The organism is Micromonospora sp. NPDC047465 (assembly GCF_040643125.1).
GTDB lineage: Bacteria > Actinomycetota > Actinomycetes > Mycobacteriales > Micromonosporaceae > Micromonospora.
In genome coordinates this window covers 1-15,536 of sequence record NZ_JBEYTP010000007.1, presented here as the reverse complement: position 1 = coordinate 15,536, position 15,536 = coordinate 1, and the positions used below count along the sequence as shown (strand labels likewise).

Sequence of the window (15,536 nt, the reverse complement as noted above, 5' to 3'; positions counted from 1 at the left end):
GCCGGCCGTACGTCGGGAGCCGATCTCCCGGAATGCGCATTCGCAGAGATGCGCGCCACTGTCGACACCGCCCAGGATGACCGCAGAGCCGAGCGCGCAACCTGGAAGAGGTGACGAATGAACGACGTCCCCGGAACTGCTCCGAACCCCCGGGACCCCGCTGAGCTGGAGTGGCGCATCAGCGCCATCTGGCGTGACGTCCTCAACGCCCGCGAGGCGTCCCCGGGCGCCACCTTTCTCGAACTACAGGGGCAGTCGATCTCCGCTGTGCGCATCGTCGGCCGGATCGAGGAGGAGCTCGGCATCGAGGTCGACGCCGCCGTCCTCTTCGACGACCCGGATCTGCGGACCTTCACCGACGTGGTGATCCGGCAGGCAGGGTCCGCCGGCTAGCCGGGCTCGGGTCCGGGCCGGCCCGCCCCGCGTCGCCCGGTCCAGGGCACGCCCCGTCGCCGCGAGAAGGGAGCACGCGATGCTGGCCATCAGGCTGTACGACATCGAGACCGGCCACGTCCAGACACTTGCCGAGGTGACCGATCCCGCGACGGCGGACTCGTGGCTGGAGCGGTTCGGAGCTGGCGGCATCGGCACCAACGACGTCGTGTACGTCGTGGAGGTGGTGTCGACACCACCCCCGGCTCCGCCACGTCCGACGCAGCCGAGGCGCGACACCGTGTTGCGGATGGCGGGTCCGGCCACACCGGGGGCGGCCGCCTGAGTGGACCGATCCCCCGTCGCCTGCCGGCCCGTCGCCGACGGACGCGCGGAGCGGCCGCGCCACCGACGTGCCCGCCGGCCGCCAGTCATCGGTCGGGGCGCTTTTTCGTCCGTGCGATCGCGACATGGACCCGGTGAGCCAAAGGCGGCGGTCCACACGGACAATTGACGACTATCTTCGCCAAACATAAGATCGTCGCCAACGACGGATCTTGTCAGGCTAAGACCTACATCTATGCATATCGTTAGCCTGCGGTTCTGCGCCGAAAAGCGCGTCTCGTCGTGGCTCGGGCGCGCCCGACGCTCGGCAAACACCGAAAGGGGCACAATGACATTGTCCGCACTTCGCCGTGGGCGAAAGCAGCACGACGCTGGCTCACCCGCCCGGACGAGATCGCTGTGGCGGAGGAGCATCGCGTCCCTCGCGGTCGCGGCGACGGTGCTCGTCGTCGGCGCGTCGTCCTCCTCCGCCGCAGGCACCTACGCTGAGCCGACCATCGGCAAGGCGAGTTTCAGCGCGTCCTTCCAGCACGGCATGGTGCCGGTCGACGGCGGTCAGCTGCACTACGTCAAGGGTGGATCCGGACCCGCGCTGGTGCTCCTGCACGGCTGGCCGCAGACCTGGTGGGCGTGGCACGACGTCATGCCGGCCCTCGCCCGGAACCACACGGTCATCGCGTTCGACCTGCCGGGCCTCGGCGATTCCAGCTCCTTCGCCGGCGGATACGACAAGGTGACCACCGCGCAGCGCATCCGTCAGGCGGTGCACGCCCTCGGACACCGTCAGGTCTCGATCCTCGCGCACGACGTCGGCGTGCTGGTCGCGTACCCGTACGCCCGTGAGTTCCCGACCGAGGTCACGCGACTCGCGGTGCTCGACTCGACGCTGTCCGGATTCGGCCTGGAGGACGCCTACACCCTCAGCTTCCACTTCCTGTTCAACGCGGCGCCCTCGCCGATCCCCGAGCGGATCCTCGACAACGAGGACGTGTCGACCTACCTGGGCATGATCTTCGACTTCAGCGTCAACCGCGACGCCATCGACAGGGAGGTCTACTACCAGTACTACCGGGACCCGGCCGACCGGACGGCGGGCTTCAACTACTACCGCGCGTACGCCGGGGACGCGGAGAACAACCGGGCCAACGCGGCGCGGCGGCTGGCCATGCCGGTCCTGGCGATGGGCTCGGCGGCGACGTTCGGGCCCGGGGTCGCGGCCTCGTTCCGGCAGGTCGCCGACGACGTACGCGAGGTCGTCGCCCCCAACTCGGGGCACTTCATCCCCGAAGAGAACCCGCAGTTCCTCATCTCCTGCGTCAACCTCTTCACCGGCGTGGCGGCCACCCCGCCGTCGCCGGAACTGGCCAACTGCGTCGCCTGATCGTCCGGCCCGTGCCGGGGTCCGCCCCGACGAGGTCAGCAGCCGGCCGTCACGTGCCCACCGGCGCGTGGCGGCCGGCCGCGTCGTCCGAACCGCCGTTCGCCCACAGCCGATCCGGACGTGTTCCAGAGGAACACGAGCTGGTGTCACGCCGCCTCGCTGCCCGGAGCCATCCGCGTCGCCGAGCACGGCCACGGCACCACGAGGTCCAGACGGGCCGACACCAGCGCCAGGTGGATCCGCGTCGGCCACGCGTCGACGGACGGATCACGGCACAGGTCGAACGACCAGTCCATCGGCACGCAGCCGACGACCACCATGCCGGCCTCCGCCCGGATCCGGCCGCCGAACTCGACGGTCCGGTCCCACCAGCCGGGGACGCTGAAGTCCGGCAACAGCAGGACACCGTCGACGCCGCGCCCGCGGAGCGCGGCGACGGCGACCAGTCCGTCGCCGTCGACCGGCGCGGACGCCGTCGGGTCCGGCGGTGCCAGTGCCACGATCCTCAGCGCGTGCACGCCCCGGACCAGCAGCCGCCCCTCGGTGCCCACCGTCCAGCCGTCGGCCGCCGGAGCTGATCCGGGCGAAAGCGGGTGCAGCTGCGCAACCGGCCGCGGACGCGGGTCGATCCCCTCCCCCGCGCCGGGTGTCGGACCGGTGGTGCCGCCGGACGCCGGTCCACCGAGACTGACGAGCCGGTTCGGCAGACGCAGCGCACCGCGTGTCAGCGGTTCGGCGACGGCGTTGCGAGCAGGGCCGTCCGGGTCGACGCCGGCGGCACGGCGGTACGCCGCCTCCGCCTCGTCGACGCGGGCGGGACAGCGACGGCGCAGGCCGAGATAACTGATCGCCGTGCTCCGCGTGATGAAGTGCATGCCGAACTGCGCCGGCGGCAGGTGCAGGCGCCGCCCGTAGGTCTCCCACCACCGCATGCTCGGTCCCGCCAGGCGCTGCACGCGGGTCACCCGCCCCCGTCGCGCCCGCTCGTACGCGGCGAACGCGTCGGCGACGGTGTCCTGCTCGCGCAGCGCGGCGGCAAGCGCAGCCGCATCCGCGAGCGCCATCGTGGTGCCGGACGCGACGCTGAAATGCGCGGTGTGGGCGGCGTCGCCGACCAGCACCAGGTTGCCGTCGGACCACCGCTGGTTCGTCACGACGTCGAAACGCGACCACCGGCTCCTGTTGCTGACCAGCGGGGCGCCGAGGTGGTCGGCGAAGACGTCGTCGAGCAGTGCCAGCCCGTCGCCGCTGATTTCGCCCGGTACGCCGTCGGGACGACACCGGACGTCAAGACCCGCCCGACGCCAGGTCACCTCGTCGAGCTCCACCACGACGGTGCTCAACCCGTCCCCGCACGAATAGGCGTGCGCGGCCATCGGTCCGTGCTCGGTGGGCACGAAGAACATCGTGGCGGCGTCGCCGATGTCGGCGGCCGAGCCCAACCAGATGTAGCGGGCTGCGCCGGTGCGCACAGTGGTGCCGAAGTCCGCGGCACGGGCCGTCCGCTGCGCCGAGCGGGCACCGTTGGCGAGGACGGTCACGTCCGCGTCGAACTGGTCGGCGCGGGCGTCATGCCCGTAGTGGAGCCGGGCGCCGACCCGTCGTGCCGCCTCCGACAGAAGCGCCAGCATCGTGTCGCGGGCGACCGTGGCGATCGGGAAGCCGTCGTAGCGGAGGCGTTCGCCGGGCAGCCGCAGCTCGATGCCGGACAGCGGCCGCACGACGCACCCGAGGCGCTCGGCGACCTCGGGATCCCAGGTCGCGAGCTCCCGCATGGTCCGGTCGGACAACGCGACGCCGAAGCCGGCCACGTCCGCACGCCGGTTGCGCTCGTAGACGTCGACGGTCACCCCGGGCAGCGTGCGGCCGATCAGCCGTGCCAGGAGGAGACCGGCGGGACCGGCTCCGATGATCGCCAGCCGCGTCACGCCACCCATGTCCGCCCTCACCGCTTCCTCGTCGCCGTACGCGGTCGCGCCGACGATTCCGAGCAGAAGTACGGCCCGGACCGCGCCACCTTCCGCCGCGGCACGGTCCGGCCCGGTTCGGATCGTCGCAGCCGATCGCACGGGGCGGCATCTTCCCCGGTGCGGCGGAGGCGTCCGCGTTCCCCGGATCCGGTCCGCGTCTGATCGCCGCGGGCGGCGCACCGACGACGCGGCACCCAGGGAGGTGCCGGAGGCGACACGCCGCCACCACGATCGGATCGTCCCCCCGAACCCCTGCGCAGGGCAGGAAGGAGCACCATGGGCACCGATCGGCACGTGGCGTTGACGGAAGCCGACTACCTCCGACTGCTGATCCACGGCACGACCGCGTTCGAGTTGGTGCGCACCAGCCTGGAACTCGAGATCTTCGAGCACCTGGAGAGCAACGGAGGAATGGACGCGGCACGCCTGGCCGCGACGATCGGTATCCAGGCGCAGCCTGCCCGCGTCATGCTGCTGGGACTCTGTGCGCTGCGGCTGGTCGAGAAGCGCGGTGACGCGTACGTCAACACCGCCATGACGCGCGGGAAGCTGCTGCGGTCGAGCCCCCGCTTCCTGGGAGCGCTCGTCGACGTCCAGGCGAAGGTGATCAACCAAGCCCTGCCCGACCTGGCGGAATCGGTACGTCGCGGCACCAACGTGGGGCTCCGTCATCTGCCGGGCCCGGGGACCACCCTCTACGAGCGGCTCACCGCGCACCCCGAGCTGCAGCAGGTGTTCTACGCCAACATGGGCGACGCGTCGCGCAAGGCGTTCGCGCAACTGTTGGAGCGCTACGACTTCAGCACCGTGCGGCACGCGGTCGACGTGGGTGGTGGCGACGGGACGAACGCGATCGAACTCGCCCGACGCTACCGGCACCTCACGGTCACCGTCTTCGACCAGGAGAGCGTCACCCGCCTGGCCGCGGACCGGATCGAGGATCCGGATCTGCGGCGACGGGTACGTTTCCACGCCGGTGACATCCTCGCCGACCCGCTGCCCGACGGCGCCGACGCGGTGTTCGTGTTCCACATCTTCGAGATCTGGTCCCGGGAACGTAACACCGAACTGCTGCGCAAGTGCCGGGCGGCGCTGCCGGAGGGCGGCATCTGCCTCATCTACAACTTCGTCTCCGACGACGCGGGCACCGGCTCGATGAGCGCCGGGCTGGTTTCCCCGTACTTCCTCACCCTGGCCTCCGGCGAAGGCATGGCCTATTCCGCCGCCGACATGGAGCAAGCGGCCCTCGATGCGGGCTTCTCGCACGTCGAGCGGTACGAGGACATGGGGTTCAGCCATGCCCTCGTCGTGGGCCGTCGGTAGGGCTCGCCGCCGGCTCCACACCGACTCCGACAACCGTGCGCTCGCGACGCGTCAAGGAGACCTCTTCATGACCTCAACCGAACCCATCGCCATCGTCGGCATGGCCTGCAGGTTCGCCGGAGACGTCAGTTCGCCCGACGAGTTCTGGGCGTTGTTGCGTGACGGCAGGGACACCGTCGGGGAACTGCCCGACGACCGCTGGAGCTGGTACGCCAGCCAGGGCCCGGAGCACGCCGCGGCGGTGGCGACGGCGACCACGCGGGGATCCTTCCTGGCCGACGTCTCCGGCTTCGACGCCGACTTCTTCGAGATCACACCGCGGGAAGCGGCGCTGATGGATCCGCAGCAACGCATCGTGCTGGAACTGGCGTGGGAGGCCCTGGAGCACGCGGGCATCCCGCCGAAGGGACTCGCCGGCACCGACGCCGGCGTGTTCATGGGCGTCGGCACGGACGACTACGGGCGGCGGCTGCTGGAGGACCTCCCCCGCATCGAGGCGTGGACCGGGATCGGAGGGGCCTACTGCGCCGTCGCCAACCGGGTGTCGTACGCGCTGGACCTGCACGGTCCCAGCATGACCGTGGACACCGCGTGCTCCTCGTCCCTGGTCGCCATCCACCTGGCGGCACAGGCCCTGCGGGCAGGGGAATGCGACGTCGCCCTGGCCGGCGGGGTGCTGGTGATGGCGGCGCCCGGCCTGACCCTGGTCCTCGACGCCGCCGGCGCCACCGCCCCGGACGGGCGCTGCAAGTCCTTCGACGCGGACGCGGACGGCTACGGCCGTGGCGAGGGCGGTGGCGTCGTGGTGCTCAAGCGGCTCGCCGACGCCCGCCGGGACAACGACCGGATCCTGGCCGTCGTCCGGGGCAGCGCGGTCCAGCAGGACGGCCGGACCAACGGCATCATGGCGCCGAACGGGCACGCACAGGAGCAGTTGATGCGTCGCGCCTGCCGGGACGCCGGCATAGATCCGCGGACGGTCCAGTACGTCGAGGCGCACGGCACAGGGACACCGGTGGGCGACCCCCTGGAGGCGGGTGCGCTGGCGTCGGTGTTCGGGGCCGGCAGGCCGCCGGACCGACCGCTGCTGATCGGCTCGGTCAAGCCGAACATCGGTCACCTGGAGGCGGGTGCCGGCGTCGCCGGCGTCATCAAGACGGTACTCGCCCTCCGGCACGGCGAGCTGCCACCGAGTCTTCACCTCCACCGCCCCAACCCCGCCGTCGCCTGGGAGACCTCGGGGCTCCGGGTGGTGACGGAGCCGACGCCGTGGCCGCAGGCGGACACGCCCCGGCGCGCAGCGGTCTCCGGGTACGGCTACGGCGGCACCATCGCCCACCTCATCATCGACGGAGCCGATACGCCGGTCCGCCGCAACGCCAACGGCGAGGGCGACGGCGACGGCGACGGCGACGGCGACGGCGAGTCACCCCGTCCCCTCCTCCATCCGTTGTCGGGGGCCAGCCCTGCCGCCCTCCGGCAGAACGCCGACCGGCTCGCCAGGCGACTCACGGATGACCCGGCCCTGACCGCCACGGACGTCGGCCACACCCTCGCGCTCGGACGCAGCCATCTCACCCATCGCGCCGCCGTGGTCGCCACCGACCGGACCGGCCTGGTCGAGGCACTGCGGGAGTACGCGGCCACCGGTCGGGGCTGCGTGACCGGCGCGGCACCGGCCGGCGGTGACCGGGGCGTCGTCTGGGTGTTCTCGGGACACGGCTCACAGTGGACCGGCATGGCCCGGGACCTGATCGACGACGCCCCGTTCGCCGACGTGCTCGACCAACTCGACCCGGTGTTCAGGGCGGAGCTGGGTCTCTCGCCACGGTCCGTTCTCCTCGACGACCGTCCGCAACCGGTGGACGTGATCCAGCCAATGATCTTCGCCGTCCAGGTCGCGCTGGCGGCGACGTGGCGGGCGATGGGACTGCGTCCCGCCGCCGTCATAGGTCATTCCGTGGGGGAGATCGCCGCCGCGGTCACCGCCGGCATGCTCACCCTGGAGCAGGGCGCCCGCCTGGTCTGCCGCCGCTCGCTGCTCCTGCGGGAGGTCGCCGGGGCCGGCGCCATGGTCATGGTGAACGTCGGATTCGACGAGGCGGTACGCCGGCTGGGCGAACGGGACGACGTGGTCGTCGCGATCGCCGCGTCCCCCGAATGGTCGGTGCTCTCCGGTGACGTCGCGGGCATCGCCGACGTCGCGCAGCGGTGGCTCGCAGACGGGGTGACGGTCCGGCCGATCCAGTCGGACGTGGCGTTCCACAGTCCGCACATGGATCCGCTCCTGAACCCGCTGGAGGCCGCCGCCGCCGACCTTCCACCTGCGGCGCCACTGGTCCCGACCTACACGACGGCCCTCTCCGACCCCCGCTCGACCGCCGCGCGGGACGGCGCCTACTGGGCGGCGAACCTGCGCGGCTCGGTGCGCTTCGCGCAGGCCGTCGCCGCCGCTGCCGAGGACGGTCACCGGCTCTTCCTGGAGATCTCCGCGCACCCCGTCGTCGCACACTCGATCAGCGAAGCCCTGGACAGCCTCGGGATCGACGACGGCCGGGTGGCGTACTCGCTGCGCCGGGGCCGGCCGGCACATGAGGCCCTGCTGACGGGCCTGGGCGAGTTGTACTGCCACGGCGCGGCCGTTGACTGGTCAGCCCTGTGGTCCGTCGGTGACCTCGCCGACCTGCCGACGCAGGCGTGGCAGCGTAGGCGGCACTGGGCACCGGAGCCGGCACCGACGCCGGGGGTGACGAGGCGGCACGACCCGCGCAGCCACACGCTGCTCGGTGGGCGCACGGTGGTGCGTGGGGCCGAGAGGACCGTGTTCTGGTCCACCCGCCTCGACCACGGCTCCCGTCCGTACCCGGGGGACCATCCGGTGCGGGACGTGGAGATCGTCCCCGCCGCGGTGCTGCTCAACACCTTCTTCGCCGCCGCAACGGATCGGGGCTGGGTCGACCTGGCAGACCTCGCCCTGCGGGTACCGGTCAGCGTGACCCGGCCGCGGGAGGTCCAGGTGGTCCGTCAGGGCGAGACGCTCCGACTCAGCTCGCGGATCCTCGCTGACGGCGCCGACGACGAGGACGAGGGCTGGGTTACGCACACCGTGGCCACCATCGACACACACCTGGACCTACCCGCCGGTGACAGCCACCCCACCACGGTGGTCGAGGCGTTGCCGGACGACTTCGTCGTCGACCGGCTGGCCTCGCTCGGTGTCGCCGCCATGGGTTTCCGTTGGGTCGTCCGTCGCATCGGCCGAACCATGGACGGCATGGTCGCGGACGTCGATGTCGAGAACGGTGAAGGGACACCGCGCGGGTGGGCGCCGATGCTCGACGCTGCGCTGTCGATCGCGTCGGTGGTCTTTCCCGGGCCGGCCACCCTCCGGATGCCCGCGCACATCCACCGGGTCACGCTCTCGCCGGCGGCGGTCGCCCAGGCGCGGATCGTCGTGCGCACAGCAGCCGACGACGTCGTCGAGGTGGAGATCGTCAACTCGTACGGCGAGACGGTCGGCCGGCTGACCGGCCTGCGGTACGGGGTACTCGACCTCGACGTGCACCAGGGCGGCACCCCGACGGGTCTGGTGCACCAGACCATCTGGCGGTCCGCACCCCGGCTGGTCGGGCACCGCCCGGGGGCGGTGGTCCTGGTCGGCCCGGGCACATCGCTGAGCGACGGACTGGCCGCCCGCCTGGAGGGCACGGGCATCGCGTGGAGGCACGTCTCCGACCCGGACCACCTCGCCGGTACGGACCTGACCGACGGCACGGCGGTCCTCGTCGTGCCCGCCCGCACGCGCCCCGACGACGTGGCCGGGTCGGTCGACGAGAACACCTGGCTGCTCACCCGGACCGCACAGCGGCTGGCGGGAGCCGGGGCGGCGTGGCCCGCACGCCTCTGGTGCGTGACCCAGGGCGTGGTCGGCTGCACGGACAGCGGGGCTCTCGGCCACGCGGCTCTCTGGGGTCTGGGCAGGATCGTCGGTGGTGAGCATCCGGAGCTCTGGGGCGGTGTCGTCGACGTCGGCGCGTCGCCGGGCGATCTGTCGACGCTCGTGGAGATCATCGGGGACAGCCACGGCGAAGACGTCATCGTCATCCGGGACGGGATCGTCTCGGTGCCACGCCTGCGTACCGGTGAGGGCGCCGCCGACGCCTCACCGGCGATCTGCCGGCCGGACGGCACGTACCTGGTCACCGGCGGGCTGGGGACCCTGGGCCTGCAGGTGGCGTCCTGGCTGGCGACGCGTGGCGCGCGCCGCATCGTGCTGGCCGGTCGCCGTGGCCTGCCCCGGCGTGACGCGTGGGACGACCTGACCGACCCCGGGCAGCGGGCAGCGGTCGAGGCCATCCGGGCGCTCGAGCGTTCCGGTGTCACGGTCGCCGTGGTGCCGGTCGACATCGCCGACCGGGACGCCGCCGCGCGACTGCTGCGGCCGGCCGCGCTCGGGCTGCCTCCCGTCCGCGGCGTCGTGCACGCCGCAGGGGTGATCGACAACCGCACGGTCGGCGCACTCGACGAGGCGTCACTGCGTCACGTGCTACGGCCGAAGGTCGCGGGGGCGCTGGCCCTGCATGACATCTTCCCGCCCGGCAGCGTGGACTTCTTCGTGCTCTTCTCCTCGGCGGGCCAACTCCTCGGCCTGCCCGGGCAGGGCAGCTACGCCGCGGGCAACGCCTTCCTCGACGGTCTCGCGCGACACCGACGCGCAGCGGGCGACAGCGGAACGCGAAGCATCGCCTGGACGTCCTGGCGTGGGCTCGGCATGTCCACCTCCTCGGAGGTGATCGACGCCGAACTGGCCGCCCGGGGCACCGCGGACATCAGTGCGGCCGAGGCGTTCGCCTCCTGGGACCTCGTGGAGCGGTACGGCCTCGGCGAGGCGGCCGTGTTGCGCGTTCTGCCGGGCTCCCCGGCCGGGCGGCGCCCACCCCTGCTCGACGAGCTGACGACCGTCTCCCCCGCCGGAGAGGCGGCCGACACGACGGCTCCATCGTGGACCGGCCTGGACGACGCCGCGCTGCACGCGCACCTGTCCCTGCGGATCAGCGAACAGGTCGCCGACGAGACCCGGCTGCCCGTCCTCGACGTCGACCCTCACCGCCCCCTGTCCGAGATGGGCCTGGACTCGGTGATGACCACACGGATCCGGTACGCGCTGGAACGGGAGTTCCGGCTCGCGCTGCCCGCGACCCTGCTCTGGGACCAACCCACCGTGGACGCCATCGCCACGTACCTGGCCGCCCGGCTGGGGCCGACGGCCGCCCCTACGGAAGGAGTCAAGCCGTGATCGACGAGGGCACCGTACCCTGGCCCGAGGATCTCGCCTACGCGTACCGGACGGCCGACTGCTGGCGGGGCCGCCCACTCGGGGCGTATCTGTGGGACTGGGCGGACGCGTGGGGCGACCACGTGGCCGTGGTCGACGGCGACCGGCGGCTGACGTACCGGGAACTCGCTGTGCTGAGCGACGGCCTGGCCGAGCAACTGATCGAGCACGGGCTCCGCCGCGGCGACAGCGTCCTGGTGCAGCTGCCGAACTGCTGGGAGTTCGTCGTCGTCACCCTCGCCTGCTTCCGAGCGGGGGTGGTGCCCGTGATGATGCTCCCGCAGCACCGAGCGCACGAGCTCACCGCGATCGCCGGACACGTCGAGGCTCGGGCGCTGGTCGTACCGGACACCTGGCGCGGCTACGACCACCAGGCCCTGGCACACCAGGTGGCAGCCGGCCTGCCGGACGGCGCGGCCGTCCTCGTGGTCGGCGCCGACGTCCGACCGCACAGCGTCGACGTACGGTCCCTCATGCGCTGCGGCGGTGACGTCGAGGCGCGGCGCCGGCGGCTGGACGGCCTGGCCCCGTCCGCGGCCGACGTGGCGCTCTTCCTGCTCTCCGGTGGCACCACCGCAGTACCGAAGGTCATCGCCCGCACGCACGACGACTACGAGTACAACATCCGGCGCTGCGCCGATGTCTGCCGGTTCAGCCGCCAGACGGTGTACCTGGCGGTGCTGCCGGTCGGGCACAACTTCCCGTTGGCGAACCCCGGAGTGCTGGGGACCCTGCACCGCGGCGGGCGGGTCGTCATGCTGCCGTCGCCCCGCCCCGAGCAGGCGTTCGCCGCCATCGAGGCGGAAGGGGTCACCGCGACGTCGGTGGTGCCGGCGGTGGCGATCAGATGGATGGAGGCCGTGGACGGCAGCGGTCGTGACCTGTCCAGCCTGCGGCACATCCACGTCGGCGGGTCGATGCTCTCGCCGGAGGTCGCCGGCGCCATCGGCCCGGCCCTCGGCTGCGAGCTGCAACAGGTCTACGGGATGGCGGAGGGTCTGGTCTGCTACACCCCGGTCGACGCGCCCCGCTCCGTCGCGAACACGACGCAGGGGCGCCCGCTCAGCCCGTTCGACGAGTTGCTCGTGGTCCACCCCATGACGGGCCGGCCCGTGCCGCCCGGTGCGGTTGGGGAGCTCCTCGTCCGAGGCCCGTACACCCCGCGCGGCTACTACCGCGCGCCCGAGCAGAACGCCGTCTCCTACACGCCCGACGGCTGGTACCGCACCGGTGACCTCGTGCGCATCACCCCGCGAGGAAACCTTGTGGTCTGTGGCCGGGTGAAGGACGTGATCAACCGGGCAGGTGAGAAGATCTCCGCCGCCGAGATCGAGACGCTGGCGCAGGACATCCCGGATGTCGCCGAGGCTGCGGCCGTGTCGGTGCCCGACGCCGTCGTCGGGGAACGGGTCTGCCTCGTCGTCCGCCTGCATCCGGGACGCGAGCTGACCCTGGACCGGGTGGCCGCGGCGCTGACGGAGCGGGGGCTCGCGACGTTCAAGGTGCCGGAGCGTCTCGTCGTCCTGGACGACCTGCCGCACACCCCGCTCGGAAAACCGGACAAGAAGGCGCTGCGGCTGCTCCTGACGCGGGCTGCGTAGCGCCGGAGCCTCGCGCGGCCTGCCCTGGGCCCGCCGGTCGCACCCTGGTCCCGCCGCCCCCGGGCGCGGCAGCGAGACGGCCGCACAAATTTCTGGCCACAGACCGATCAATCGCCGGCCGGCCCGTCGTCATAACTGTTAGAGCGCTCATGATGCGGCTCGGCGGTCGTCAATACGCCAAGACACGGGTGCACTGTTCGTCCCGTCGCGTCGCATCACCTACCCGTTCCCTCGGGTGCAAAACGACCGGTCCTGCCAGAAGTGTGCCCGACATCCACGAATTGGAGTTTCGCGTGACCGTCAGGAACTGGAACCGTACCGCCCTGTCCGCCCTCGGCCTCAGCGCCGTGGCGGCCCTCGGTCTCACCGTTGCCGCCTCGGCGCCAGCGGTCAGCGCCCCGAAGGACGGCGTCTCCGCCGCCACCGCCAAGGTCACCATCACGCCGTCGAGCAACCTGGTCGACGGGACGGCGGTGACCATTGCCGCCACCGGCCTCCGGCCGAGCACCGTGTACCACATCGGTCAGTGCGCGATCATCGGCGAAACCCTTCCGTGCAACGGCGCCGAGACCATTCACGTCAGCTCGTCCAGCTCGGGCAACCTGAGCGCCAAGCTGACGGTCCGGCAGGTCTACCAGGGCACGCTGGGCCCGGAGAACATTCCGTGGGGCACCGTTGACTGCAAGGCCGTGCCGTGCGGCATCGGCATGTTCAACGACCTCGGCGAGGGCGCCGGCGCCGCAATTTCGTTCAAGTAATCGCAAGCCGCACAAACGCTGTTCCGGGTCACGTTCGGCGTGACCCGGAACAGCTTTTTTAGGCGCCTCGGAGCCGTTCCACGCCGCTTCCGAGGGCTGGCGTGAAGCATGATGTCATTCGACCGGAAACTACGAAAACGCTGTCGATGTGCGCGGCACGTGGACGTTGTTGCATCGGCGGTGTCCCGATCCTGAGCCCGTCGGCTGCGGTGGGCAGCGGACGCTGGCGCGCCGCGGCCTCCACGCATTCACGAAGATGTCCAGCCGCACCGCCGGACCTACCGTCGACTGGCGGCCGACGGCCGGACCCGACGCCGTCGGCGGGCCCGCTCCGCCGAGCCCGCAGCCACTGCCGAGCAGCGGCCGGGCCGACCAGGTGTCGACGCTTCGGCACGCTCCGGTCGGCCTGGGGAGGCAGGCGACCGCCCGGCGTCGCCAGGCCAGGGCCGCGAGCCGCGTCGGCGTCCCAGCACTCCTCCCAGGAGGTTCACATGCGCCCACCACGACGGGGCACCATCGACGTTCCCGGCGCCACCCTCTATTTCGAGCTCCGTGGCGACGGGCCACCGCTGCTGTGCATTCCCACCGGGAACGGGGACGCCACCCCGTTCGGGCCACTGGCCGACTCCCTCGCCGCCCACCGCACGGTCATCACCTACGACCGGCGCGGCTTCTCCCGCAGCCCGGTCTTCGACGCGGTGGCGGATGATCGACGGGTTCTCGTCGACGCGCAGGATGCGGTTGCGCTGCTCGACCACGTGTCCGACGAGCCCGCCGACGTGTTTGGTACCTGCTCAGGCGGCATCGTGGCACTGGCCCTGCTGCAGACGCGTCCGAACCGCCTGCGCACCCTGGTCGCCCACGAACCACCCCTGGCGTCGGTTCTGCCGGATGCCGCGCGCTGGTTGAGTTTCTACGAGAGCCTGTACGTCACCTACCGGGAGTCCGGCGTCGCCGCCGCCAAGGCGGTTTTCCGGGACCACGTCGGCCTGGAAGGTGAGACCCGGCCACCCGAGGACGCCCGGCTTCCGCCGCAGCAACTCGAGGAACTGCTCACCAGGCTCCGCCGCAACGAGGTGTTCTGGTTCGAGCACGAGACCCGCAGCTTCCCAGCCTTCCAGCCCGACCTGGGGGCGCTGCGCCGACACCGCGACAAGCTGGTGCTGGCCGGCGGCACCACCTCCCGGGAGCAGTACGCCTACCGCCCCAACAAGGAGCTGGCGCGGCTGCTGGAGGTCGGGATGGTCGACCTTCCCGGCGGCCACCTCGGGCACGTCACCCACCCGTACGAGTTCGCCGAGGCGCTCCACGAGCTTCTCCGGTCACGCCCCCCTGCGACAGGCACGCCACCGACGTGGTGACGGCCCCGAGACCGGTTCGCCGCGAGGGAATGCCACCCCTTGTGCTCGCCTTGATTACGCTCCTGAATCAATAACTAATCCGACACGAATCGCGAACTCCACACGCCCTAACCGGTGAGCAATACGGGAGGGGAAAACGGTCCGGACGAACCACATACTGGTGGAGAGGCGAGAGAATCGGGAGGGCGGCCGAACGCCTCGGGTGAATTCCGCTGTTCAGGCGGTCACCGGTCAACGTTACCCGAAAAAATGGAGAAAACATGCGCAAGAAGCGTACCGTCGTCGCACTCGCCGCAGTGGCGATGGCGGCCCTCACCACGCTGTTCCTGGCGGGGAACGGGGCGGCCAGCGCCGAGTCCGGCGACACCGCGGCGGCCCCGATGCACTTCGAATCGTCGGAGCTCCGGCAGCTCCTTCCCGCCGACGGTCTGGACGCGAAGTCGGCGTCCATCCAGCCCACCATCACCATCAAGGAGGCAGTGGCGACCGGTCAGTTCGAGTCCGGTCCTGGTCTCACGTCCGAGCCCAAGGGCTGCCTGAACATGACCGATGCCCTTGGCGACCTCAGCGGGGTCGAGGGCTACATGCAGTCGGGCGAGCGATCGGTGGAGGCCGCGCCGGACAGCCTCCAGCGGTACTTCATGACCGCCGTGTTCCAGATCCCCGGCGGCGCCGACGCGGCGATCGACAAGGTGGCCGAGGTGCTGCGCACCTGCAGCGCCGGCACCATCCTGCTGGAGACCGGCAAGGGTGAGCCGCTGAAGGGCAGCATCTCCTACGCCGAGCACAAGGCGCTGCCGCTGGACGGCGCCCGCACCTTCGCCTCTACCCTCACGACGATCCTGCCGTCGTTCACCGGACTCAACGACGAGGTCCTCCCGACCACCGAGTGTGAGGCCCAGCTCACCCTGGCCGCTGACGGGGACGTGCTGATCTGGTCCGTCGAGCCGACGGAGCAGCTGGCCACCGAGTCGGTCTCCACCGTCTACGAGCGGGCCCTGGCTGCCCGCCGGGTTCGAGATGAGCGTGCACTGGGCCCAGGGCGCCGTGGACAGGCCGCAGGCCGCCCTCGACCACGGAGCGGCGCTGA

At 71.6% G+C, this 15,536-nt stretch carries 10 protein-coding genes; 9 read left to right on the top strand and 1 reads right to left on the bottom strand.

What is annotated here, in order from left to right; all coding sequences use genetic code 11:
* Positions 1 to 117: 117 nt before the first annotated feature.
* The 3 genes from ABZ793_RS09240 to ABZ793_RS09230 all read left to right on the top strand — a co-directional run bounded on the left by ABZ793_RS09240 (position 118) and on the right by ABZ793_RS09230 (position 2,098).
* A complete protein-coding gene (locus ABZ793_RS09240) occupies positions 118 to 393 on the top strand; it encodes a phosphopantetheine-binding protein (protein ID WP_357454318.1) in 276 nt (91 codons plus the stop codon).
* Positions 394 to 472: 79 nt separating this feature from the next.
* On the top strand, positions 473 to 718 hold the full coding sequence (locus ABZ793_RS09235; RefSeq protein ID WP_357454315.1) for a hypothetical protein: 246 nt from the start codon (positions 473 to 475) through the stop codon (positions 716 to 718).
* A gap of 438 nt (positions 719 to 1,156) precedes the next feature.
* Positions 1,157 to 2,098 (top strand): alpha/beta hydrolase, encoded by a 942-nt coding sequence (locus tag ABZ793_RS09230; RefSeq protein ID WP_357454312.1) that lies wholly within the window; start codon positions 1,157 to 1,159, stop codon positions 2,096 to 2,098.
* Between the two features lie 146 nt (positions 2,099 to 2,244).
* On the opposite strand, the gene ABZ793_RS09225 is transcribed toward ABZ793_RS09230, so the two are convergent.
* Complete coding sequence (locus tag ABZ793_RS09225) at positions 2,245 to 4,167, bottom strand: FAD-dependent monooxygenase (protein WP_357454309.1); 1,923 nt, start codon at positions 4,165 to 4,167, stop codon at positions 2,245 to 2,247.
* Between the two features lie 177 nt (positions 4,168 to 4,344).
* Between ABZ793_RS09225 and ABZ793_RS09220 the strand changes: the two genes are divergently transcribed.
* The 6 genes from ABZ793_RS09220 to ABZ793_RS09195 form a co-directional block, all read left to right on the top strand.
* Positions 4,345 to 5,391, top strand: a complete 1,047-nt coding sequence (locus ABZ793_RS09220) for a methyltransferase (RefSeq protein WP_357454306.1) — start codon at positions 4,345 to 4,347, stop codon at positions 5,389 to 5,391.
* Positions 5,392 to 5,458: 67 nt separating this feature from the next.
* The gene (locus ABZ793_RS09215) at positions 5,459 to 10,687 is read left to right on the top strand and encodes a type I polyketide synthase (protein WP_357454303.1); all 5,229 of its coding nucleotides are present in this window, start codon (positions 5,459 to 5,461) and stop codon (positions 10,685 to 10,687) included.
* Positions 10,684 to 12,327 carry an AMP-binding protein gene (locus tag ABZ793_RS09210; protein WP_357454300.1) on the top strand — a complete coding sequence of 548 codons (1,644 nt, stop codon included), beginning with the start codon at positions 10,684 to 10,686 and terminating at the stop codon, positions 12,325 to 12,327. Before ABZ793_RS09215 ends, ABZ793_RS09210 begins: the two co-directional genes overlap by 4 nt.
* A gap of 263 nt (positions 12,328 to 12,590) precedes the next feature.
* Entirely contained in the window at positions 12,591 to 13,085 is a 495-nt protein-coding gene (locus ABZ793_RS09205; RefSeq protein ID WP_357454297.1) for an enediyne antibiotic chromoprotein, read from the top strand.
* A 491-nt stretch (positions 13,086 to 13,576) separates the two neighbouring features.
* Positions 13,577 to 14,446, top strand: a complete 870-nt coding sequence (locus ABZ793_RS09200; RefSeq protein ID WP_357454293.1) for an alpha/beta hydrolase — start codon at positions 13,577 to 13,579, stop codon at positions 14,444 to 14,446.
* 260 nt (positions 14,447 to 14,706) lie between these two features.
* On the top strand, positions 14,707 to 15,536 hold an 830-nt coding region (locus ABZ793_RS09195; protein ID WP_357454290.1), incomplete at its 3' end, for a hypothetical protein.

Coding starts and splice junctions, on each gene's coding strand:
- ABZ793_RS09215 (WP_357454303.1), top strand. CDS start 5,459: ATGACCTCAACCGAACCCATCGCCATCGTCGGCATGGCCTGCAGGTTC.
- ABZ793_RS09220 (WP_357454306.1), top strand. CDS start 4,345: ATGGGCACCGATCGGCACGTGGCGTTGACGGAAGCCGACTACCTCCGA.
- ABZ793_RS09235 (WP_357454315.1), top strand. CDS start 473: ATGCTGGCCATCAGGCTGTACGACATCGAGACCGGCCACGTCCAGACA.
- ABZ793_RS09240 (WP_357454318.1), top strand. CDS start 118: ATGAACGACGTCCCCGGAACTGCTCCGAACCCCCGGGACCCCGCTGAG.
- ABZ793_RS09200 (WP_357454293.1), top strand. CDS start 13,577: ATGCGCCCACCACGACGGGGCACCATCGACGTTCCCGGCGCCACCCTC.